Raw genomic sequence first — 20670 nt, 5'->3', positions numbered from 1 at the left:
GGCGCCTCCGCTTTTCTTATAACATTATATCATAGCGCTCACTAGCTTATTCTGCCAGCTTTGCAGATTTCTCTATCGTTGTAATGATTAGATCCTCAATAATTCTACGTTCCTTTGCTTTAAGCTTAAGCAATGTTTGAATGCTAGCTACCAATCGAGGCTGTTTACAGAGATAGTCAACGATTGGTGTCAGTGGATGTTCAATTGTATAGTTCATAGATTCCTCAAAAATACTGTCAGTTGTCTGATGTGTAGCTCCGAGTAATTTCTCGATTTGGATATTAAATGCCTTGCATAGTGAAAGAATATAGCTGAGGTCAGGCACTTGCTCTCCTGATTCAAGCCGTGTAATAACCGGTCGGGAAACACATAGCTTATCTGCTAATTGCTGTTGAGACCAGCCGTTTAACTCACGGTAATACTTCATATTCATTTTAAATTTCTCCAACTCATTCATAGAACCATTCCCTTTCTATCTGGTTCCCCTACATCCAAATGCCAGCAAAGTCCAACTTGAGAACTTTTTCCTATTTGTACGAAAATTAATCATTTATAGATATTTTGACCTATAAAAAGCATACTGAAAAAAATGGAAGATTTAAAGAGAAAAAGGGTAAAATTTCCTGAAATTTAGTTAAAATCCACCTAATAAAATGATTGGAGGAATTTTGAAAAAATTAGTAGTAAGCTATACTACGAGTGTAAAAAAATAATAATGTGAGGGAGAAAAGGTGAACATTAAATTAAAATGTGTTTATTTGAAAAAGGATGAAACGAATAAGCTTCAAGGAAACGAGGCTAATTCAGATGAACTAGTTACATTGCGGGTAGGTGGTGAGAAGAAGGGACGATTTAACTATCATCATTTCCGAGTTCCTCTCAAAGCAACAGTTGAAATTCATTATGAAATTGAAAAGCCTAAGGGATTGTTGAGACTTATTTTTCATATCACTAATCCGGATTTATCGATTCATTATTATCAATGGAACGAAGAAAAGCAATGTTACCTTGGGGCACCTCTTGAACAAGACATCATTAAATCCTCTTCCTTTCAAAGGATCCTTCAAGGTATAAGCTTCTCTGGAAAAAAACATTTCTCATACATCGTGAATCCTCCTCAAAGATTAAAAGATTTATTAAATTAGTAAAATACAAATGAATAAATGAAACCTATGAACGACAAAAGATAAAAACAAAGGTCAAACTTATCCGTGTAATCCATGCAAAATGAAAATTTACACGTTTTTCCAAATAGGACAAATCAATTACAATACAGTTGTACATGAAAGGAAAGGAGGGAAAAGGTGATTAATCAAGTCATACTAGTAGGCCGTCTAACGAAGGATCCGGAAATTCGTTATACAGCAGATGGTGCTCCTGTTGCAAATATTACTCTTGCAGTAAGCAGACAATTTCGAAACAATGCCGGTGAAATTGATACCGACTTTGTGAACTGCACCCTTTGGCGGCGGACAGCTGAAAACACAGCAAACTACTGTCGAAAGGGCTCCATTGTAGGTGTAATAGGTCGGATTCAAACTCGAAGCTATGAAAGTGCGGAACGGACACGTGTTTACGTTACAGAAGTTGTCGCAGACTCCGTTCGCTTTATGAGCGGCAAACCTCGTGAACTCGTGGAACAGGAAGCCTAAAAACCAGTCCTCCTGAAAAGAGAAAATCCAAGCAAATCCTCTTCATTCCCCACGTTTACGGCTGATTAAATCTCCCCTCGTTAATCAGCCGATTTTTTTAAGAGGATTGCAAAGAAAAAACGACAGTCTCAAAAACTGTCGCTATTACTTTGATACTTTTTTTTCAATTAATTTTACTAGCTTCTCCCATTGCGGTGATTTTTTCTCTGACGTTGCTTTACGGTTCGTTTTTTGTTTTGTTGCCATTTATTGCTCCCCTTTCTTAATTATAAGAGGTATAAACCTTTATCTTGTCTAGCTCCTAGAGGTCAAAATTGAAATAGGAGCTAGACAGCATTTTCTATATCCTTTAACTCATCGACAACGTAAACAGCTCTTCAAGCTCATCAGATGAAAGCTCTGTAATCCAATTTTCGCTTTGAATAATTTCATCGTTTAGTGATTGCTTTTTCTCAAGCATATCATCAATTTTTTCTTCAATCGTACCAGTTGTAATTAGCTTATGCACATGGACAAACCGCTCTTGACCAATTCGATAAGCACGATCTGTCGCTTGGTTTTCAACTGCAGGATTCCACCAGCGATCAAAATGGATAACATGGTTAGCCGCAGTAAGGTTTAATCCAGTTCCGCCGGCCTTTAAAGAAAGAATTAAAAATGGGAAATCTTTATTTTGAAATGATTCAACCATGCGATCCCGTTCTGCCTTCATGACACTTCCGTTTAAAAACAACACCTTTTCAGAGAATTGCTTTTCAAGAAGCCTTTTAATCATTTCGCCCATTCCGATATACTGTGTGAAAATAAGACAGCTTTCCTGCTGCTCATGTATTGAAGTTGTTAGCTCTAATAGCTTTTCAACCTTATGTGAACGTGTAATAAGCTGCTTTGGATCCTCTTCCTTTAAATACAAGGCAGGGTGATTGCAAATTTGCTTTAGCTTGCCAAGCATTTTTAAAATTAATGCCTTCCGCTGCATCCCAGCAAGTGAGGTTACCTGTTCGAACGTATCCTTGACAAGCTGTTCATAAAGGGATGCCTGCTCAACAGAAAGTGGCACATATTCCTTTTGCTCCTGCTTCTCAGGGAGATTTAAGGCAACCTGTTCATCCCGTTTTGTTCTTCTTAATAAAAACGGCTTAATGTAACGCTGCAGCTGTTCGATTTGCTCAACATCGCGATCCTTTTCAATCGGCAGGACATAGCGCTTATGAAAGCTATGCAAGCTTCCTAAATAACCGCGATTTAAGAAATCATATATTGACCAAAGCTCAGTAAGACGGTTTTCCATCGGTGTACCTGTTAACGCTATATGGTGCTGACCCTTGAGTTTACGAATCGCACGTGACTGCTTTGTATGTGCATTTTTAATGTTTTGCGCTTCATCGAGACAAACCGTATTCCATGTTAGTGATGAAAGCTCTTCAAAATCAGCATGTGATAAGCCGTAGGAAGTTAAGACAACATCAGCCTCCTGAATGGAAGCAGTGAACCTTTCTTCCTTCGCGCGATTTGGTCCATAATGAAGCTTAACCCGCAGATGTGGGGCAAACTTTTCAAATTCCTTTTGCCAGTTACCAAGAACAGAGGTAGGCGCGATGATTAAGGCAGGCTGCTCTGGCTTCTCATGCTTTTTCACATAAGAGAAGTAAGCAATCATTTGAATCGTTTTTCCTAATCCCATATCATCAGCTAAACAAGCCCCAAAGGCAACACTGCGTAAAAACAATAACCAATCAACCCCGTTTTGCTGATAAGGTCGCAGTATGCCAAGAAACTCTTCAGGTATTTGATGAGTTGGTAATTCACTCGTATCAGTTAGCTTTTTCAGCATTTTTTTCATTTGCTGATTTAGCTCAATTTGAATATTGGCAAATGCTCGTGTATCAACAACATCGTCATCATCTGCATCAATATCCTTTGCATTTAGCTCCTGATGCAATATATCTGATAAATGCAAGCCCTCGCGATCCGCTCTTTTCAAAATTGCCTGGACCTGCTTAATAAACGCAGGGTCTAGCTTAATCCATTGCCCGCGGAAATTCACAAGGCGTCGCTTTTGTGAGACAAGTGCCAGAAATTCCTCCTCACTCATCTCAACCCCATTTGTTGCAAAGCGCCAGTTAAAATCAATGAGCGAATTCATTCCGACAAATGACTGTCCTCTAGGAGTAGAGGAAACCTTTGCCTTCAGCATCATTTGCGACTCTTTGACGACCTGCCACCATGATGGAAGCAAAATTTCAACACCCATATTGATCAACGTTTCACTTGCACTTGTCAAAAATAACCATGCTTCATCCTCGGTAATATACGTCGTTCCTGTTTCAAAGCTAAGCCAAGGGACAACTTCAGAAAATCTTTCCTGCTCGCGCGCAATTTTATCTAAATAAGGCGTCCATTTTTTAGGAAGGCTTGATGCCCCTTGATAATGAATGATTTCTTCTTCATTGCTTTTATTGCGCAGCAAAATTTCGAGCTGCCAATCCTCACCATCAATTTCAGGCTCGTTTAGGCGGAGGCCGACAGTGAATGGCGTTACATCTAAGTGCCAGCCGATTTTTTCAAGAAAGTCAGTCTCATCAATAAAATGACCATCAAACGTTGTTAAGACAGGATACTCATTTACAATTTCTGTCCAAGCGTTCTTTAGAACGGCATCCTGTTCGATTAAATCTGTCATTGCTGCGGAAAACCAATCTAGAGCAAATCCTTCTAATTCCTCATTTACATCCTTGAAACGGAGTAGACCATGCTTCCAGCCCTCGAAGTCAGGAACGTACTGCTTGTTTTCGATCAATTCGTAAATAACCTGGGCTTGATTTGCCAGCTGCTGCGTATCATCTGATAACGTAATCGTAGCAAGTGAGTTATAGGTTTCCTTCCCTAGTAACTCGACCATCATCCATGGTGACAGCAGCACTGAAGGCATTCCGATATAGCTTATATCCTTTAAATTTGTTCCGAAAAAGGACGACTCATGCCATGTGAAAAGATAGCGGGAGAATTCATTGACAGGAATAGGGCTATCATCATGCGCAGACGTACAATACACATAAAAATGATAATTCTCAATTTGTTCAGCATGTACGACAATATGAATAGTATTAATCATGAATGAGCTTTCCTTTCTTTAATTCTTCCTTGAAGGCACGTAATCGTTTATGCTCCTCAGATAGTTGGTGAATATAGTTTTCCCAAACCTCTTCACGTTTCATTTTCTTATATTGCGCTTTTATCCGCTTCAAATAACGAACTGCCATTTTATAATTTTCTCTTGTTTTCATGCGGATTTCCTCTTGAACCGATTTAACATACAACGGCAGAAGCACACCTGGATCGCGCTTTTCAATATCCTTTAATACATAGCTATTAAAGTCATCGAGTGAAAAACCAAGCAATGTTTGCAGCTCAATCCATGTTCTATATTCCTCTTTATTTAAAAGATACTCATTGTATTCAGCATAACTATATGGAAGCATGCTGCGACAAGCTTTTTCATAAGTTTGGCTATTACCTGTTGAGTCGGCATGCTGCTTCATGATTTGTAAAAGATAATTTGCCGTTTCTCGTTTTTCATGAAATGGCAAGTCACTATTCATATAAGACGCCATATTGTTCATGAGGAATGAAAGCCAGCTAGAAAGTCGCTTCCAATTTTTTTTCTTCAGAATGTCCTCTACCCAATAAAAAGAAAGCGGGAGCGCAGTTGAGTTTAGCTCCTTTAAATAAGCAAAGACCTGCTCATCTCGAGACTGGAGAAAATCCATATGCATAAGCGCTATTTCCAATTCGGCTTTATACTCCTCCTCATAGGTTAACCGCTCCTCAAGCCATTCTCGCTCGATCGTAATAAATTTGTCACGACGCAGCAGTTCAACCCAGAGCAATTGGTAAAGCTGGATTTGCTGGAAGTGGAAATGTTTACTAGTAGTGAGTAGCTCACGAAACCGCTCAACACTATCAACGAGCAATGGATCAAGGGCAAACGGCAATGCATACCGCTTCATTTCCCGAATTGCTGCACTAGTATTATCAATTAGCTGATCAATGTATGGATAAACGATATTTTGTAGCATATATTCAGTTGGGTTCGTCTCATTAAGGAGCTGTACCATTTTTAAAAGAACCGTGACAGACGATTGAACGATAAAAAATTGCTTCATCTCAGGAGACTTAGGTGCTTTTTGCTTCAGTCTCGAATAATATTGATGATAGAGACCTTGAAATATCTGATGTGGAGAGGAAACCTGCTCATACCAATTTTCATATTCGCGTTCAAAAAACGCAATCCAGCTTGCTAACGAGGAATCCTCATATTCCTTTTCCTCTGTAAAAAACGAGCTTGCTTTTCGAACGTGCTGCTTTAAAATCGCATCAACTGGTTTCTCTTCCTTCCATAGGTCAACAAACGTTCCAACGCGGTCGACACTTGCATATACATATAGGAAAGTGGCAATACGGTGCCGACAAATCGATTCAGATGGGCATGTACATGTACTCATCACAAAATCATCCAAATCTATCTCGACCTGAACACTCGTTACGTCCTGCACACGTGCAGAAACCGTATGATCTATTGCGTTTACATTATATATACTACCTTGACGAAACAATATAAGACCTTTTTTAATTAAATTCCGGTCATGTTCATCATGAGGAGATAGCAATTGTTTAATTTGTTCACCGGCACCAAGCACAAGCTCCTTACTAAGTTCCCGACCAAGCATATAAATGAACTCCTTTCACAGCTAACATTCAACTAATCAGCTGTACCGTACTTAATTCCCACAGAACGATTGTGGAAGAAACCCTAATTCTTCTATTATAACTCATTCTTGAGCCATCAAAAAGGTTTGAATGGAGGAAGGGAATTGGTGATGTTTGGAGAAAAGGGAAATACTTTAGGGGGATTATTCCATCTTGCATTTTTAAATGGCAAAAAGTATAATAGTTTCATATTGTCTGAATATGTAAAAAAAGAAAGGGATTTGTATAAATGAAAGAAAGCCAGCTAAAACAAGAAGAGCTGCTACAAATTCTGTTACGCGCACATGATAAAGGCGAGAAGACAGCAGATATTACAACGAATGAATTATTGCAAGATTTGATTTCACAAATAAAGAAAGTATATGCCTCTTAAAAATACGAAAAATGCGGATGCCTTAGGTATTCGCATTTTTTATTTGGGAAGTTTATTCACCATAATAAAAAATCAATTGAAACAGACAAACAAAGAACGCTGGATCCTCTATAGGTGAAGCATCCTCAATTTGCAAATATGTTTTAAACAATTCGGTTGTTTTCATCCTCCATCTAGCAACTTCTTGTTCATTATAATAAAACCCTGCCCAATCCATCAGCTCCCGCTTAACGATAAACTGCCCATCATTCGATGAAATCATGAACTCAGGTACAACAACCTGCATCGATTTGTAGGTGATGTGATAGCGTTCAGTCGTTTTGCAATTGATCACTTTATATTGAGTTTTCCCCCAGCGTGGAATTTTTTTCCCTTGATAGAGTAATTCCCCATTAGTTGAATAAACATCAACTTGAACAAAATAATGATGATCTAAAAAGACATCGGCAATACGGAACCAAATGTTTTTATACGATCGCTTAAACGTACAAACAACCTGTCCAAGCTCATCGATAACCTGTGTGGATGCAGTTGACGGCTTCAGCTTAGGGGGAGAATAGGTTAACATTCGCATCATGATATACTCCTTTTTCTGAAAAATACGTATTCTATTAATTCGCCTATATTCCCCCAATTCCTTTTGGCAATAGTTAAATCTACTAATTCATGTATATGAAAATCAGGCGTAAGCGAAAAAACTATTTTCTATCACAACTTCTAACGTATCCGTTTATACTAAAGTACGGATAAAAAAGAGTGATAGGATAAATATCCGATAGCTAACAGTTTAGGAGGATTGAAGACTTTGTTAGTAAATGAATTATTCAATGTTTCCAACAAAACGGCAATTGTTACAGGTGGTGGTAGAGGCCTAGGAGAAATCATGGCACATACATTAGCTGAGGCAGGTGCAAATGTCGTCGTATGCTCTCGTGATCTCGCTGCATGTCTAGAAGTAAGTAAAGCTCTAAAAGACAAAGGGGTCCAATCCCTTGCGTTTGAATGTGATGTAACAGTACCAGCTGAGGTTGAACATGTTGTCACAGAAACAGTCAAACAGTTTGGAACGATCGATATATTAGTAAACAATAGCGGAACATCATGGATTGCACCGATCCTAACAATGCCTGCAGACAAATGGGATAAAGTCATGGCTGTTAATGTCAAAGGAACATTCCTCTTCTCACAAGCCGTTGCAAATGTAATGACAAAGCAAAAATCCGGAAAAATCATCAATATCGCATCAATATCAGGATTTGGTGGCACAATGGACACCTTTATGAACACAACAGCCTACAACACGAGTAAAGGAGCCGTCATGACCTTCACAAAAGACCTAGCAGTTAAGCTCGCACCACACAATATCCAAGTCAACGCAATCGCTCCAGGATTCTTCCCAACAAAACTCTCAAAACCTGTCATCGACCACTTCAGCAAACAAATCATCGCCCGCACACCAGCAGGACGAATCGGCCACCCAAACGACCTAAAAGGCGCCATCCTATTCCTAGCATCCCCAGCCTCCAACTACATCAACGGCCACATCCTAACAATCGACGGAGGCACCTCAGCACTAGCTTAATGGGAGAAGCTTAATGGGGGACAGTCCCCCAATAAATGAGTTTACAACAAATAAGGAGACACAACTAACAAATTGGGGACAGTCCCCCACACCCAGGAAACATTGCTACAAAAGGATTCTACTCTAGCTTTCAAAAGGAATAAGGCCTGTTTGGGGACAGTCCCCCAAAGAGGGACAGTCCCCAAAAAAATTCCCAATAATAGGAGTGAATAATATGTCTAGCAAACTTACAGATCAATTATACAAAGAACTAAAAAAGCTTGCCCAAGGTGGTGAGGCGAGAATTAATGAATTCATTCAAAATCAGCTTAACAATGAGAGTTTAGTGAAGCTTGCGGCAGATCAATCAGCAGTTACCGGAGAGGTGCTAAGACAACTACAAAGGTATCAGGAAATCATAACGACTGCTTTAAGAATCCCGACAAAGGATGATGTTGCAAACGTAGCTAAGCTAGTTTTACAGCTAGAAGAGAAAATGGACTTACTAGAGGATTATTTAAGACAGCTGCAAAATGCGCCAGTAGCGACACAAGCTGTATCAAATCGTGAGCAATCCTCTGTTTCTCAACGATTAAATAAAAGCAAAGCTTCCGTAGCTAGTTTAAGCCAAAAACAAAGTGAAAAGTCATCATCATCACCGGATACTACAACAAACCCTCGAGAAAATATTCTCGCATTTCTAAGAGAGCAAGTAGATGTAGGGGTGAATAGACAGCCACTAAACGATCAACAAGAAGCAGAAAATAACCAGACACAGGAAGCGCCTATCGAAGTTTTAAAGCGGAGATTGAAAAACATTGGCTAACAACGAATTAAACCAAGCACAGTATGAACTAGTAGAGCATGAATTGAAAAGGTGGCGAGGGTACAATCGGCAATGGAGCGAAAGGCTCCCTGAAATAGGGCAAACGCCAAAAGAAGCGATTTGGAAGAAAAACAAGGCGACACTTTGGTACTATCCATCTCCGAATAAACGATTTAGCGTACCACTCTATCTTATCTATTCACTAGTGAACCAGCCGAGTATTCTTGATTTGGGGCCTAACATGAGTATGATTGAGGCATTTGGTAAGGAAGGCTATGATGTATACTTAATAGATTTTGGCATCCCGGGCTATGAAGATAAGGATATGACTCTTGATGACTATTTTTCGCAATATATAGAGCCTGCATCTGAACGTGTATTAGCTCATTCTAATGCAAAAGAAATCACTGTCATTGGCTTTTGTCTTGGGGGCACACTTGCGACAATGTTTGCCGCGATAACAAAAGTACCGATCAAAAATCTCGTTTTGCTTGCAACCCCGGTAGACTTTAGTCAAACTCCTGTTTTTGATGAGTGGGCAAAGGCGATTAAGGATGGAAGCTTCAATATGGAAGAAATAATCGATGCAATGGGACTCATTCCTGCTCAAGTTATCAAGGCAGGCATGCGTCTTATTACCTCGCCGCTTTATTTTAGCCCCCAGGCAACCCTGCTTCAAAAAAGTTATGATGACTCACACGTTGAGCGGTGGCGAAGAATCAATATGTGGGCAGAGGGGCACATCCCGCTTCCGGGTGCAACCTTAAAGCAATTACTAAACGACCTTGGAAAAGAAAACAAGCTAATACGAAACAAACAAATGATTAACAACAAAGGAGCATCACTAAAAAATATTAAAGCAAATCTTTTAACAGTAGCAACAGCATACGATAGACTCGTACCTGCAGAACAAATAAAACCAATTATGAACCATATCTCAAGCAAGGACAAAACCTACCTCGAAGTCCAAGGTGGCCACGCCTCCCTCGCCCTCACCGGCACAATACCGGACTATCTATCAAAATGGCTAGCAAAGAGATCGAAATAATACTGGGGACAGTCCCCCGCAACGTTTTGGGGACTGTCCCTCTCTCATTTTCAAAATTAAATTTTCAAAAGGAAAAAATAAAAAACCACAATTTTGGGGGACTGTCCCCAAAGAAGGGATTCACCTGTTAACGACGAATCTACTTATGACCGGGCATAGCCCTCATAAAAAAATAAGGAAAGGTGAATAACTATGGCAAGACAAAACAGAATCTGGTTTCCTGGAGCAACGTATCACATTACAGCAAGAGGAAATCGTAAGAGTGAGCTATTTCATGATAGCCAGGACATTCGTAAGTACATGGAAATTTTAAAGGAAACAAAGGAAAAATACCCCTTTGATTTACACGCCTACTGTTTAATGAATAACCACATCCATCTCCAGCTAGAAACGAAAGACACCTCAACTAGTCAGATTATCAAAGTTCTCCATACAAGATATGCAATCTATTTAAACAAACGATATTCGTTAGTAGGGCATGTTTTCCAAGGAAGATATGGGGCAAAGCTCATACTTGACGCAAATTACTTCCTTACTGTTAACCGCTACATTCATCGTAACCCTGTAGAAGCAAAGCTTGTCTCAACCCCCGAGGATTATCCGTGGAGTAGCTATTCTACATATGTAACCCCAAACAAAAACCCGCTTGTCACAACAGAAAGAACACTCTCTTACTTTACAAATTCTAATATTCAATTTTTCAAGCAATATACCGAGGAATCCCCTGACGAAACATAATTTTAAGGCTGAGTAATTTTGGGGACAGTCCCCACTCAAGCACAAGGGACAGTCCCCAAAAACCACCCACTACCAAATCCCTATTAAATCGAATACAATAAAAGAAAACGCTTACCTAAATACGAAGGATGGATTACTCAATGCGCTATTTTCGACGTTTTCTCTATTTTTCTACGTTTCTTGTATTCATTTTTACTAGTATTCTAACCTTATACTATGGCAAAGAGACCTTTCACTTTGAAACGGGGACAGTCCCCACCCAAGCACAGGGGACTGTCCCCAACACCCACCACAACAACTATCAGCATCATTTCGTCCTCATTCCAGAGGAGCTTGATAATGATTATTGGCGGCTTGTTGAGCAAGGGGCGCGCGATGCTGCGAAGTTTCATAATGTGTATTTGGAGTATCTCGGTCCGAAGCAGGCAAATACAGCTGAGCACCTCAAAACGATAGATATGGCAATAGCGGGCAGGGTAGATGGCATCATTACCCAGGGAATTGGCGAGGAGCAATTTAATCATCTCGTAACAAAGGCAAAGGAAAAATCAATTCCGATCGTCACGATTGATACAGACGCCCCCGAAAGTGAGCGTGCCGTCTATGTTGGAACCGATAATTACTACTCGGGATTCATCGCTGGCAAAGCAATCATAAACGATACAACAGGACGACAGCATGTCGCAATCGTTACAGGGCGCCACGATGCCCCACATCAAAAGCTTCGGGTTCAAGGCTTCATGGATGCAATCGCAACGGAAAAAAGAATTTCGGTACTAACCGTCGAGGAATCAAATATTACTGAAATCGGTGCATCTGAAGCCGCTCATAAAATTCTCAAGCAATACCCGTCTGTAACAGCCTTTTACGGGACAAGTGCGCTAGACGGCATCGGAATTGCAAAGGTAGTCAGCAATCTTAAAGCAGAAGACAATATTTATATCATCGGCTTTGACATCCTGTCCGAAACACTTGAATACATTGAAAATGGACTCATTGAAGCAACCGTTGTCCAATTTCCCTACCAGATGGGATACGAATCAGTGGAACGGCTTATCCAACTAAATGAAGGAAAGGAGCTACAGCCTTTACAGCACACAGACACAAAGATTGTCCATAAAGAAGACTTGCCGTTGGATCCTGCTACAATGAGTGGAGGACAGCAACCATGAACAGTATTCGCAACAAGCTATTATTATATTTTCTAGCATTTGTCGTCTTATTTAACGTTGTCTCCTACTCAATTTATTTCAGCAGTTCAAAATTTGTTAACGAGTATCGTACGAGCTTTGAACGATTTTTACTTTTTAACGAAATTACACAGCAATCAACAACAGTGTATGAAAAAATTAATGCCTACGTTGTTGAAAAGGATCCGCTTTACCTGGAAGAATACGAAAAGGTAAAAAAACACTTGCTGGCAAACAATCGTCGACTAACAGATGAGGCGATGACAGGGATTAACCAAGTAGAGCTTAAAAAGTACCAACGGATGATTGCAAGCCTTATTTCTGAAAGTGATATTACGATTGAAGCGGTGCGCTATAACAATTTGGACCAGTATACTGCACATGCGATGGAGGTCCGTAGCATCTCATCCTATATTTTAGAATCGACGTTACAGCTGCTCAATTTGGAATTAGCTGATTATCAACTGTTTTATCAAGAAATGGAAGACCGGCAAAAGGCATTTAGGTGGTTCACAATTAGTCTTTTTAGCTCGACTCTGCTTTTTGCCTTATTTGCGGCGATTTGGTTTTCCCGTGGGCTAACAAGACCGATCCGTGACTTATCAAAGGCTGCAAAGGAAATGTCAGTAGGAAACTTCGACGTGCAGGTCGTTAAGATGAAAACGAACGACGAGGTCAAGGTTCTAAGCGAATCATTTTTGCAAATGCGTGAAGATATCAAACAATATATTAAAGAAATAAAGGAAAAGTCAGAGCTAGATAAGCTTTTGAAGGAACTTGAGCTAAAGCATTTGCAAAATCAAATCAATCCGCATTTTTTATTTAACACGCTAAACACAATATCAAGAATGGCGTATTTAGAGGAGGCAAATGTTACATCAAGGCTCATTCAATCAGTCTCGACCTTGCTACGTTCAAGTCTAGGAGATATAAATAAATCTGTTTCCCTTAGAGAGGAAACAAACGTCGTCCAGGAGTATTTTTACATTCAAAAAACAAGGTTTGCAGAACGAATTTCCTTTCAAACGAAAATTGATGAAGACTGCTTAGATGTAAAAATTCCCGCTCTTACCCTGCAACCGTTAGTCGAAAACTCCTTCATCCATGGAGTAGAAGGTCTTGAGGAGGGAGGGATGATAAGCCTCGCTATCTATCGGGATGGTGAAAACATCATCATCGAAGTAACCGACAACGGAAAGGGAATGGACGAACAAACAAAACAAAGGATCCTCTCACAGGACCCGATAAATCTAAACGAAGAACACCATGGGCACTCAACAGGCATCGGCCTGCGCAACGTCATAAAACGCCTAGAACTCGTCTACAAAACGAAAAACATCCTAGACATCATCTCACAACCAAACAAAGGCACCACCATCCGAATCACCCTACACCCTACGGGGGACAGTCCCCAAGTAGGCACAACGAATACAATATCATAAACCAACATCACCATTTGGGGACAGTCCCCACAAACGCTCACCCCTTGCCACATGAGCGTTGTAGGTCAAAGGGATGATGGAATGGGGGACAGTCCCCAAAACATCAAAGGAGGTTCGCTAGCTATGAATGTGTTAATTGTTGATGATGAAATGATCGAGAGGAAGGCGATGCGGCGGTTTATTGAGGAGAGTTTTTCGCGGATTAAGGTTGTTGGGGAAGCGGCGAATGGACGGAAGGCGATTGAGGAGGCGAAGCGCCATACGCCTGATGTGATCATCATGGATATTCGCATGCCTGGAATTGACGGGCTTGAGGCGATAAGACGAATCCTTCTTGACCTGCCGCGGACAAAGTTTATTATCCTCTCTGCGTATGATTCATTTGAATATGCGAAGGAGGCGATGAAGCATGGGGTAAAGGAGTATATCCTTAAACCGAGCAACAAGCAGGAAACGCTTGAAGCGCTTATGCGCATAGAAAAAGAGCTCAACGAAGAAAAGCGGCTTGCTGAGCTGACGACAAAGCAGCAAATGGAGACGGTGAAGCTAGCAAATCAACAAATTATCACATCAATTATTCAAAACGAAATAACAATGGAAACAACATACTTATATAAAAAGCAATTTCCACAAGCAAATTTAGCGTTTTTCCAAGTTTATACGCCGTTTGGTCAAGTGGAAAATCCTTTACCAAATAAAGCGCCATATCCTTACATACAAAAGGAGGTTGGTGACAAGCTTGTCGTTCTTTTCATCACAGACAAAAAGTCCGCCCATCACGTCAAGGCAGATGCGCTCAAATTCGCGCGCACAATGAGCGGACACCTTCCAAAAACGACAATCGGGATTGGCAATCCATACGCAGAGCTAAGCAAGCTATCGGTATCCTACCAGCAAGCATTGCTAGCCTCAACACAATTAGCAATGAACGCAAATGTATCGTACGGCTACCCGATAACGAAGGAAGCAAATGAAGATGAAACGAAGGCAAAGCTAGAAAAATCACTCATAAATGAAATTCGGGCAGGCAGGCTCGAACAAGCAAATGATTACTTTGAACTCTATTATGAGCACTTAAAAAAGAAGGCAGAGGAGAAAAACCTCGACCAATTGCTTAAAGAAGGGGGCATCCGTCTTAAGCAGCAGCTAGAACAGCATGGACTATACATTGATGACCATAAGCTTTCAGACCCAACAACAAAGGAAGACTTTCTAAACATTATCAAGCAATTTTGTGAAAAGGTCATCCTGCAAAAGGAAGAGCACAATGCGGTCATAATGGCGAAAAAATACATCCAAATTCATTACAAAGAGTCATTTAGTCTAGAGGATGTTGCAGAATACGTCGGATTAACACCAACCTACTTCACAAAAATGTTTAAGGAGCATACAAAAAAGACCTTTATAGACTACGTAACAGAATACCGAATTGAAAAGGCGAAGGAGCTGCTCCTCAACACGAAGCTAAGCCTAAAGGAAATTTCCTATGAAATAGGCTATAAAGACCCGAATTATTTTAGCAGGGTATTTAAAAAATGGACAAATGTCTCACCAAAGCAATATCGCACGTTAGATATGACGACCACAAAATAATACAGAAATTAATAAAATAGTGCTGAAATCACTTGGTAAGAATTCTTTCATAACCCTATATAATCAAAGTTGTAAACGATTTCAATGAAACAAAAGGGGGATGTAAGATGAAAAAGAGTTTGATTTTAGCACTATTTTTTGTTTTTTCATTAATCGTATCAGCCTGTGGCTCAGATTCGAGCTCAGGTGAGAAAAAAGAAAGCAGCTCCAGTAACGATAAACAAGCAACATTAGACATATTCAGCTGGTGGACAGGTGCTGGTGAGGAAGACGGCTTAAAAGCACTATTAGCGTTATTCGAGGAAAAACACCCAGATGTTCCGATTGAAAATGCCGCTGTCGCTGGTGGAGCGGGAACAAATGCAAAAGCCGTACTAGCGAGTCGGATGCAAGGAGATGATCCGCCGGCAACATTCCAGGTTCATGGTGGAGCCGAGCTTAATGAAGGCTGGGTAGCAGCAGGGAAAATGGAATCGTTAAATGACTTTTACGAAGAAGAAAAGCTAATGGATAAATTTCCAGAGGACTTAATTGAAATGGTTAGCAAGGATGGCGAAATTTACTCAGTACCAGTCAATATCCACCGGGCTAACGTCCTATGGTACAACAAAAAAATATTCGACGAAAACGGCTTAAAAGCACCAACAACATTTGATGAGTTTTTTACAGTAGCAGATGCATTAAAAGCAAAGGGCATTACTCCACTTGCACTCGGTGATAAAGAGCCATGGGCTGCAACACATCTTTATGAAACTGTCCTTTTAGGGGTATTGGGTACAGATGAATATAAAAAGCTTTGGACAGGTGAATTATCGTTCGATGATCCAAAAGTAGTCGAAGCGGCAGAAATTTTCAAGAAAATGCTTAGCTATATGAACGAAGACCATGCATCACGCAATTGGCAGGATGCTTCACAATTAGTCGCAAACGGTGAAGCGGCAATGAATGTAATGGGTGACTGGGCAAAAGGGTATCTTGTCAATGATTTGCAGCTAAAGGTGAATGAAGACTTCGGCTATGTGCCAACACCTGGTACGGACGGCATGTTCCAAGTAATTACAGATACATTTGGGCTACCAAAAGGTGTTGAAAATCCAGAAGGTGTGAAAAAATTCTTAAGCGTTTTAGCATCTGTAGAAGGTCAGGATGCATTTAATCCATTAAAAGGCTCGATTCCAGCACGTGTTGATGCAGACATTATGAAATATGACCAATATGGAAAAGACACGATGCAAGACTTTAAATCAGGAAAGTTAGCACCAAGCTTAGCGCACGGATCGGCAGCATCAGAAGGCTTCCTAACGAAGGTAAACCAAAGCGTCAACATCTTTGTAACGCAAAAAGATGTGAAGCAATTTACAGATTCATTAGTAGCAGCTGCGGCAGAACTTAAATAAACACGAGGGGACGGGATTTCCCTTCCCCCTCTTAGGGGTAGGTCCCCTTACATGAGGGGTCTTACCCTTAAAAGGAGGAGAACGAGATGGAAACAGCGAAACCAACAGATCTACAACAAAAGCCAGTTGCCGCCGTACGGAAAAGGAAAAAAATCTCGAGAGACCATCTGATGGCCATCGGCTTTATTTTGCCATCATTTCTACTCATTTTAATCTTTGTATATGGGTTTATCGGATGGACCGGCTATGTGTCATTCAGCAATTGGAATTCACTCGTGCCTGATTTCTCATTTGCAGGTTTGAAAAACTATATATACTTATTTCAAGACTTCCGTTTCCAGGCGGATTTACGGAATACGCTCTTTTTTACGATATTATTTATCGGGTTTGTCATTATCAGTGGGTTGCTGCTTGCGATTTTGCTTGATCAAAAAATTAAAGGGGAGCCATTTTTCCGGAACTTATTTCTTTTCCCAATGGCGTTATCATTCGTCGTGACAGGAGTTGTTTGGCAATGGCTTTTAAACCCTTCAACAGGGGTCAATCTATTTTTGAACAAACTTGGCCTTAACGCAAAATGGTATACAGATACGAATGTTTTAGCAGGCTTTAGCTGGGGAAAAATAGAATTTGGCATACCGGCTGCGCTTATTGCTGTTGTCATTGCAGCCGTTTGGCAAATGACAGGCTTCTCCCTTGCGATGTATTTAGCAGGGCTGCGGGGAATTCCTGATGAAGTACGGGAAGCGGCACGGATGGACGGAGCTTCAGAAATCATGATTTATCGAAAAATTATTTTACCGTTATTACGTCCAATTACAGTGAGTGTCATCATTATTATGGCTCATATTTCGTTAAAAATCTTTGACCTTATTTATGCGATGACAGGGCCTGGGGCAAATTTCGTTACCGATGTCCCTGGGGTGTACATGTTTGAAACAACCTTCCGTGGCAACTATTATGCAAATGGAGCAGCGATTGCGATTATTATGCTTGTATCTGTTGCAATCTTCATCGTCCCTTACTTAATCAATAGTAGAAAGGCGGAGGCATAATATGGTTCTAAAGCGACTAAGCAGACCAATGATTTACCTTTTATTAATCGCAATGAGTCTTTTCTTCCTCATGCCAGTCTATGTCATGGTTGTGACAAGCTTAAAGCCGTATGATGAAGTGACACTTGCAACAATGTGGCAGCTGCCAACAGCGATTGACTTAAGCGGCTATTCTGAGGCTTTTTCAAAATTAGCGCCAAATCTTTTAAATTCATTTTATTTAGTCATTCCAGCAACGATTTTATCTGCCTTGCTAGGAGCGATGAACGGCTATGTCTTATCAAAATGGAAATTTAAAGGTGCAAATACGCTATTTACGATTATCCTATTCGGGATGTTTATCCCATATCAAAGCATCTTAATTCCGTTAATTCAATTTTTGCGGGAAATCGGTCTATATAACACGATTCCAGGACTCGTATTTGTCCACGTCGTCTACGGCTTACCGATTACAACGTTAATGTTTCGAAATTTCTATGCGAATATTCCGGATGAAATGATTGAATCCGCACAAATTGATGGCGCAGGATTTCTCGGGATTTTCCGTCACATCATGATTCCATTATCGATTACTAGCTTCGTTGTTGTGGCAATCTGGCAATTTACAAACATATGGAATGAGTTTCTTTTCGCCGTCACGATTACCACATCTGACCAGCAGCCAATCATGGTCGCACTACAAAATCTATCAGGCAGTCAGATCGTCCATTGGAACGTCCAAATGGCAGGTGCTCTATTAGCGGCATTACCAACTCTACTAGTCTATATATTACTTGGGAAATACTTTGTAAGAGGATTGTTAGCAGGTTCGGTAAAAGGGTAAGGAGAGGGATCCTCACTCACAAATGGGTGGGGGTCTTTCATTTGGTTTTAAGCTAATAGAGGGTAGAACCTGTATTTATTAGCTAGATTTTTAGAGTAGTGCATTCATGTTTTTGTTCGTCTCTTTTGAATTCTCCAAAGTAATAATTTGATTATCCTTCACATTGAAAAAGCCTCTCTAGTTATCCTTGATGAAAATTACCTAAAAACAGACCTTATCGATTAAGTAAAAATATTAAATGAAATTCTTCACACATACTTTAAATTCCGTTAAACTAACAGTAAGACTGGGGACAGTCCCCCATCGCTTTAAAGCATTGGGGGACTGTCCCCGCCCAAATACAAGGAGGAAGCATTATGTACACAATTGGCATTGATTTAGGTGGGACAAACCTGCGCATCGGTCTTTTTAATGAACAGGGAGAGATAGTAGAGGAGTATAGCCGCGCGACAGAAGCGGAAAAGGGGCCGGAATTTGCAGTGAACAATATGCAGGAGGTTATTAATCGATTAAAGCAGCAGTATGAGATTAAAGCAGTAGGCATTGGCTCACCAGGCCCATTAGATCCGTATGAGGGTGTGATCATTGAGCCGCCAAACCTCACAGGCTGGGTGGATGTGCCATTAGTGAAAATGCTAGAAGAAAAGACTGGAATCCCAGTTAAGCTAGAAAATGATGCAAATGCAGCAGCACTTGCCGAAGCGACACTTGGTGCAGGCAAAGGGGCAAAGAGTGTTTTCTATGTAACCGTTAGCACAGGCGTCGGTGGCGGATATGTCAACAATGGTGAGCTTATTTCAGGTGCCCAAGGAAACTGTGGGGAGATTGGCAACATGATCGTTAATCCAAGCCCAGATGCCTACCAAGGACCTGGCTTAAATAAAGGTGCGCTTGAAGGACTTGCAAGTGGAACAGCAATTGGACGAATTGGCAAAGAACGCCTCGGGATTACAAACGGTGCCCAAGGAGTATTCGAGCTAGCTTCACAAGGTGACAAAGCGGCGCAGGACATTCTAGATGAAGCGATCAACTATCTTGCTATCGGACTTGCAAACATCGTCCATACAGTCAACCCTGAAGTAATTGTCATCGGTGGCGGTGTCATGAAATCAAAAGACTTAATTCTTCAGCCTTTAATAGAAAAAACAAGAAATTACCTTTACCCAAGTCTAAGAGATTCCCTCATAATTAAACCAGCATTACTCGATCAAAAAGCAGGTTTAATTGGAGCAGGACTCTTACCAAAATAAACACGCAACGAAAAAGGTGTCTCATGCTGGGGACAGTCCCCCACAAAAGACACCTTTTTTATGTTTAGACCAAGCTTCCTAGCTGCTAATAAAGTCTTCAGTCATATAAAAAACACCTTCTAATCCCATGTCCTAAACCGACCTTGACGCTGTCTCGTTTCATAGTACTCTTGAACCAAAACAGAACATATATTCGTATTTCCTCTAGTTTTACATTGGTAAAAATGCTAAAATGATGGAAACAACTACATAGGCGAATAATGCGGTTAATCACTTCCTGGGAGGACGGGAGGTGGATAATATAACAACATACGAAGCAATCTCTATTGTATTTAATTCAAACTTAGTTTTGATTGGTGCACTGACAATTGTGATCATGTTGAATCAAAATAAAAAGAAGTAAACTCCCCAACCGCACCCATGGCAATGGAAGTTACTTCTTTTTCGGGTTAGCCGCAATATGAAACAGCTAAGTAGTTGTCTTAATCAGGTGCCCTAACACCTGATTTTTTTATATATAAATAAATTATAATCAATAACTCCCCATATATCAATTTGATAAAAGCGAATAATTGGGGACAGTCCCCCATCGCTTTAACGCGGCGGGGGACTGTCCCCAAATACTACCACAAAAATTCTACAAGTTTTGTAACATTTCCCAAATTGTTACGTCATATAGTTGGGCAACCTTTACCAATGAATCCCTATCAAGCAAAAAAACCCATCAAATTTTTTTATTGTAATAAAAAATAATTTTGTAATTGGAATTATATTGTAATTGTGAGGAAGATAGGATAAAGTATTCATGTTAACTTGCGAAATAGGGAAAATTATACATGTAAGGGAACTTCTGTTGAATCATTTTTTCTTGAAAAGGATAAGGGGAAAGTCAAAAAATTAGTATAGAGATAAAGAGAAGCATTTAATTTACATAGGGGGAAAGGACTTGAAT

At 40.3% G+C, this 20670-nt stretch carries 18 protein-coding genes; 14 read left to right on the top strand and 4 right to left on the bottom strand.

Annotation, left to right across the window (positions count from 1 at the left end; genetic code table 11):
* Nucleotides 1–46 precede the first annotated feature (46 nt).
* Entirely contained in the window at nucleotides 47–433 is a 387-nt protein-coding gene (locus HU235_RS20905; RefSeq protein ID WP_174881473.1) for a helix-turn-helix domain-containing protein, read from the bottom strand.
* Between the two features lie 298 nt (nucleotides 434–731).
* Between HU235_RS20905 and HU235_RS20900 the strand changes: the two genes are divergently transcribed.
* Together HU235_RS20900 and HU235_RS20895 are read left to right on the top strand one after the other, a co-directional pair.
* The gene (locus HU235_RS20900; protein WP_095301563.1) at nucleotides 732–1145 is read left to right on the top strand and encodes a hypothetical protein; all 414 of its coding nucleotides are present in this window, start codon (nucleotides 732–734) and stop codon (nucleotides 1143–1145) included.
* A 159-nt stretch (nucleotides 1146–1304) separates the two neighbouring features.
* Nucleotides 1305–1652 (top strand): single-stranded DNA-binding protein, encoded by a 348-nt coding sequence (locus HU235_RS20895; protein WP_174881472.1) that lies wholly within the window; start codon nucleotides 1305–1307, stop codon nucleotides 1650–1652.
* 349 nt (nucleotides 1653–2001) lie between these two features.
* Here the strand turns inward: HU235_RS20895 and HU235_RS20890 are convergent, their stop codons facing one another.
* Together HU235_RS20890 and HU235_RS20885 are read right to left on the bottom strand one after the other, a co-directional pair.
* Nucleotides 2002–4767 carry a DEAD/DEAH box helicase gene (locus HU235_RS20890; protein WP_174881471.1) on the bottom strand — a complete coding sequence of 922 codons (2766 nt, stop codon included), beginning with the start codon at nucleotides 4765–4767 and terminating at the stop codon, nucleotides 2002–2004.
* Complete coding sequence (locus HU235_RS20885) at nucleotides 4760–6382, bottom strand: SWIM zinc finger family protein (RefSeq protein WP_095301566.1); 1623 nt, start codon at nucleotides 6380–6382, stop codon at nucleotides 4760–4762. The genes HU235_RS20890 and HU235_RS20885 overlap by 8 nt, the downstream gene beginning before the upstream one ends.
* 269 nt (nucleotides 6383–6651) lie before the next feature.
* On the opposite strand from HU235_RS20885, the gene HU235_RS20880 reads away from it, so the two are divergent.
* Nucleotides 6652–6795 (top strand): hypothetical protein, encoded by a 144-nt coding sequence (locus HU235_RS20880; RefSeq protein ID WP_095301567.1) that lies wholly within the window; start codon nucleotides 6652–6654, stop codon nucleotides 6793–6795.
* Between the two features lie 52 nt (nucleotides 6796–6847).
* Here HU235_RS20880 and HU235_RS20875 read toward each other — a convergent pair whose 3' ends face one another.
* On the bottom strand, nucleotides 6848–7372 hold the full coding sequence (locus tag HU235_RS20875; protein ID WP_307190748.1) for a tubby C-terminal domain-like protein: 525 nt from the start codon (nucleotides 7370–7372) through the stop codon (nucleotides 6848–6850).
* Between the two features lie 228 nt (nucleotides 7373–7600).
* On the opposite strand from HU235_RS20875, the gene HU235_RS20870 reads away from it, so the two are divergent.
* The 11 genes from HU235_RS20870 to HU235_RS20820 all read left to right on the top strand — a co-directional run bounded on the left by HU235_RS20870 (nucleotide 7601) and on the right by HU235_RS20820 (nucleotide 19718).
* On the top strand, nucleotides 7601–8377 hold the full coding sequence (locus HU235_RS20870) for an SDR family oxidoreductase (protein WP_095301569.1): 777 nt from the start codon (nucleotides 7601–7603) through the stop codon (nucleotides 8375–8377).
* A gap of 214 nt (nucleotides 8378–8591) precedes the next feature.
* Nucleotides 8592–9182 (top strand): hypothetical protein, encoded by a 591-nt coding sequence (locus HU235_RS20865; RefSeq protein WP_174881470.1) that lies wholly within the window; start codon nucleotides 8592–8594, stop codon nucleotides 9180–9182.
* Entirely contained in the window at nucleotides 9175–10230 is a 1056-nt protein-coding gene (locus tag HU235_RS20860; RefSeq protein ID WP_174881469.1) for an alpha/beta fold hydrolase, read from the top strand. Before HU235_RS20865 ends, HU235_RS20860 begins: the two co-directional genes overlap by 8 nt.
* Nucleotides 10231–10422: 192 nt before the next feature.
* On the top strand, nucleotides 10423–10968 hold the full coding sequence (locus HU235_RS20855; protein WP_174881468.1) for an REP-associated tyrosine transposase: 546 nt from the start codon (nucleotides 10423–10425) through the stop codon (nucleotides 10966–10968).
* A gap of 128 nt (nucleotides 10969–11096) precedes the next feature.
* The gene (locus tag HU235_RS20850; RefSeq protein WP_325100948.1) at nucleotides 11097–12140 is read left to right on the top strand and encodes a sugar-binding protein; all 1044 of its coding nucleotides are present in this window, start codon (nucleotides 11097–11099) and stop codon (nucleotides 12138–12140) included.
* Complete coding sequence (locus HU235_RS20845; RefSeq protein ID WP_095301574.1) at nucleotides 12137–13600, top strand: sensor histidine kinase; 1464 nt, start codon at nucleotides 12137–12139, stop codon at nucleotides 13598–13600. The genes HU235_RS20850 and HU235_RS20845 overlap by 4 nt, the downstream gene beginning before the upstream one ends.
* A 123-nt stretch (nucleotides 13601–13723) precedes the next feature.
* Nucleotides 13724–15193, top strand: a complete 1470-nt coding sequence (locus HU235_RS20840) for a response regulator (RefSeq protein WP_174881466.1) — start codon at nucleotides 13724–13726, stop codon at nucleotides 15191–15193.
* Between the two features lie 107 nt (nucleotides 15194–15300).
* Nucleotides 15301–16590 carry an ABC transporter substrate-binding protein gene (locus HU235_RS20835; protein ID WP_145580212.1) on the top strand — a complete coding sequence of 430 codons (1290 nt, stop codon included), beginning with the start codon at nucleotides 15301–15303 and terminating at the stop codon, nucleotides 16588–16590.
* 86 nt (nucleotides 16591–16676) lie between these two features.
* A complete protein-coding gene (locus HU235_RS20830; protein WP_174881465.1) occupies nucleotides 16677–17645 on the top strand; it encodes a carbohydrate ABC transporter permease in 969 nt (322 codons plus the stop codon).
* Nucleotide 17646: 1 nt separating this feature from the next.
* The gene (locus tag HU235_RS20825) at nucleotides 17647–18468 is read left to right on the top strand and encodes a carbohydrate ABC transporter permease (protein ID WP_095301578.1); all 822 of its coding nucleotides are present in this window, start codon (nucleotides 17647–17649) and stop codon (nucleotides 18466–18468) included.
* Between the two features lie 356 nt (nucleotides 18469–18824).
* Nucleotides 18825–19718 (top strand): ROK family protein, encoded by an 894-nt coding sequence (locus HU235_RS20820; protein WP_233452340.1) that lies wholly within the window; start codon nucleotides 18825–18827, stop codon nucleotides 19716–19718.
* The last annotated feature ends 952 nt before the right edge of the window (nucleotides 19719–20670 follow it).

Source organism: Metabacillus niabensis, assembly GCF_902829255.1.
Lineage (GTDB): Bacteria > Bacillota > Bacilli > Bacillales > Bacillaceae > Metabacillus > Metabacillus niabensis.
This window is presented reverse-complemented; position numbering and strand designations above follow the sequence as displayed.

Coding starts and splice junctions, on each gene's coding strand:
- HU235_RS20825 (WP_095301578.1), top strand. CDS start 17,647: ATGGTTCTAAAGCGACTAAGCAGACCAATGATTTACCTTTTATTAATC.
- HU235_RS20835 (WP_145580212.1), top strand. CDS start 15,301: ATGAAAAAGAGTTTGATTTTAGCACTATTTTTTGTTTTTTCATTAATC.
- HU235_RS20875 (WP_307190748.1), bottom strand. CDS start 7,372: ATGATGCGAATGTTAACCTATTCTCCCCCTAAGCTGAAGCCGTCAACT.
- HU235_RS20890 (WP_174881471.1), bottom strand. CDS start 4,767: ATGATTAATACTATTCATATTGTCGTACATGCTGAACAAATTGAGAAT.
- HU235_RS20905 (WP_174881473.1), bottom strand. CDS start 433: ATGAATATGAAGTATTACCGTGAGTTAAACGGCTGGTCTCAACAGCAA.
- HU235_RS20850 (WP_325100948.1), top strand. CDS start 11,097: ATGGATTACTCAATGCGCTATTTTCGACGTTTTCTCTATTTTTCTACG.
- HU235_RS20820 (WP_233452340.1), top strand. CDS start 18,825: ATGTACACAATTGGCATTGATTTAGGTGGGACAAACCTGCGCATCGGT.
- HU235_RS20855 (WP_174881468.1), top strand. CDS start 10,423: ATGGCAAGACAAAACAGAATCTGGTTTCCTGGAGCAACGTATCACATT.
- HU235_RS20885 (WP_095301566.1), bottom strand. CDS start 6,382: ATGCTTGGTCGGGAACTTAGTAAGGAGCTTGTGCTTGGTGCCGGTGAA.
- HU235_RS20840 (WP_174881466.1), top strand. CDS start 13,724: ATGAATGTGTTAATTGTTGATGATGAAATGATCGAGAGGAAGGCGATG.
- HU235_RS20830 (WP_174881465.1), top strand. CDS start 16,677: ATGGAAACAGCGAAACCAACAGATCTACAACAAAAGCCAGTTGCCGCC.
- HU235_RS20845 (WP_095301574.1), top strand. CDS start 12,137: ATGAACAGTATTCGCAACAAGCTATTATTATATTTTCTAGCATTTGTC.
- HU235_RS20880 (WP_095301567.1), top strand. CDS start 6,652: ATGAAAGAAAGCCAGCTAAAACAAGAAGAGCTGCTACAAATTCTGTTA.
- HU235_RS20865 (WP_174881470.1), top strand. CDS start 8,592: ATGTCTAGCAAACTTACAGATCAATTATACAAAGAACTAAAAAAGCTT.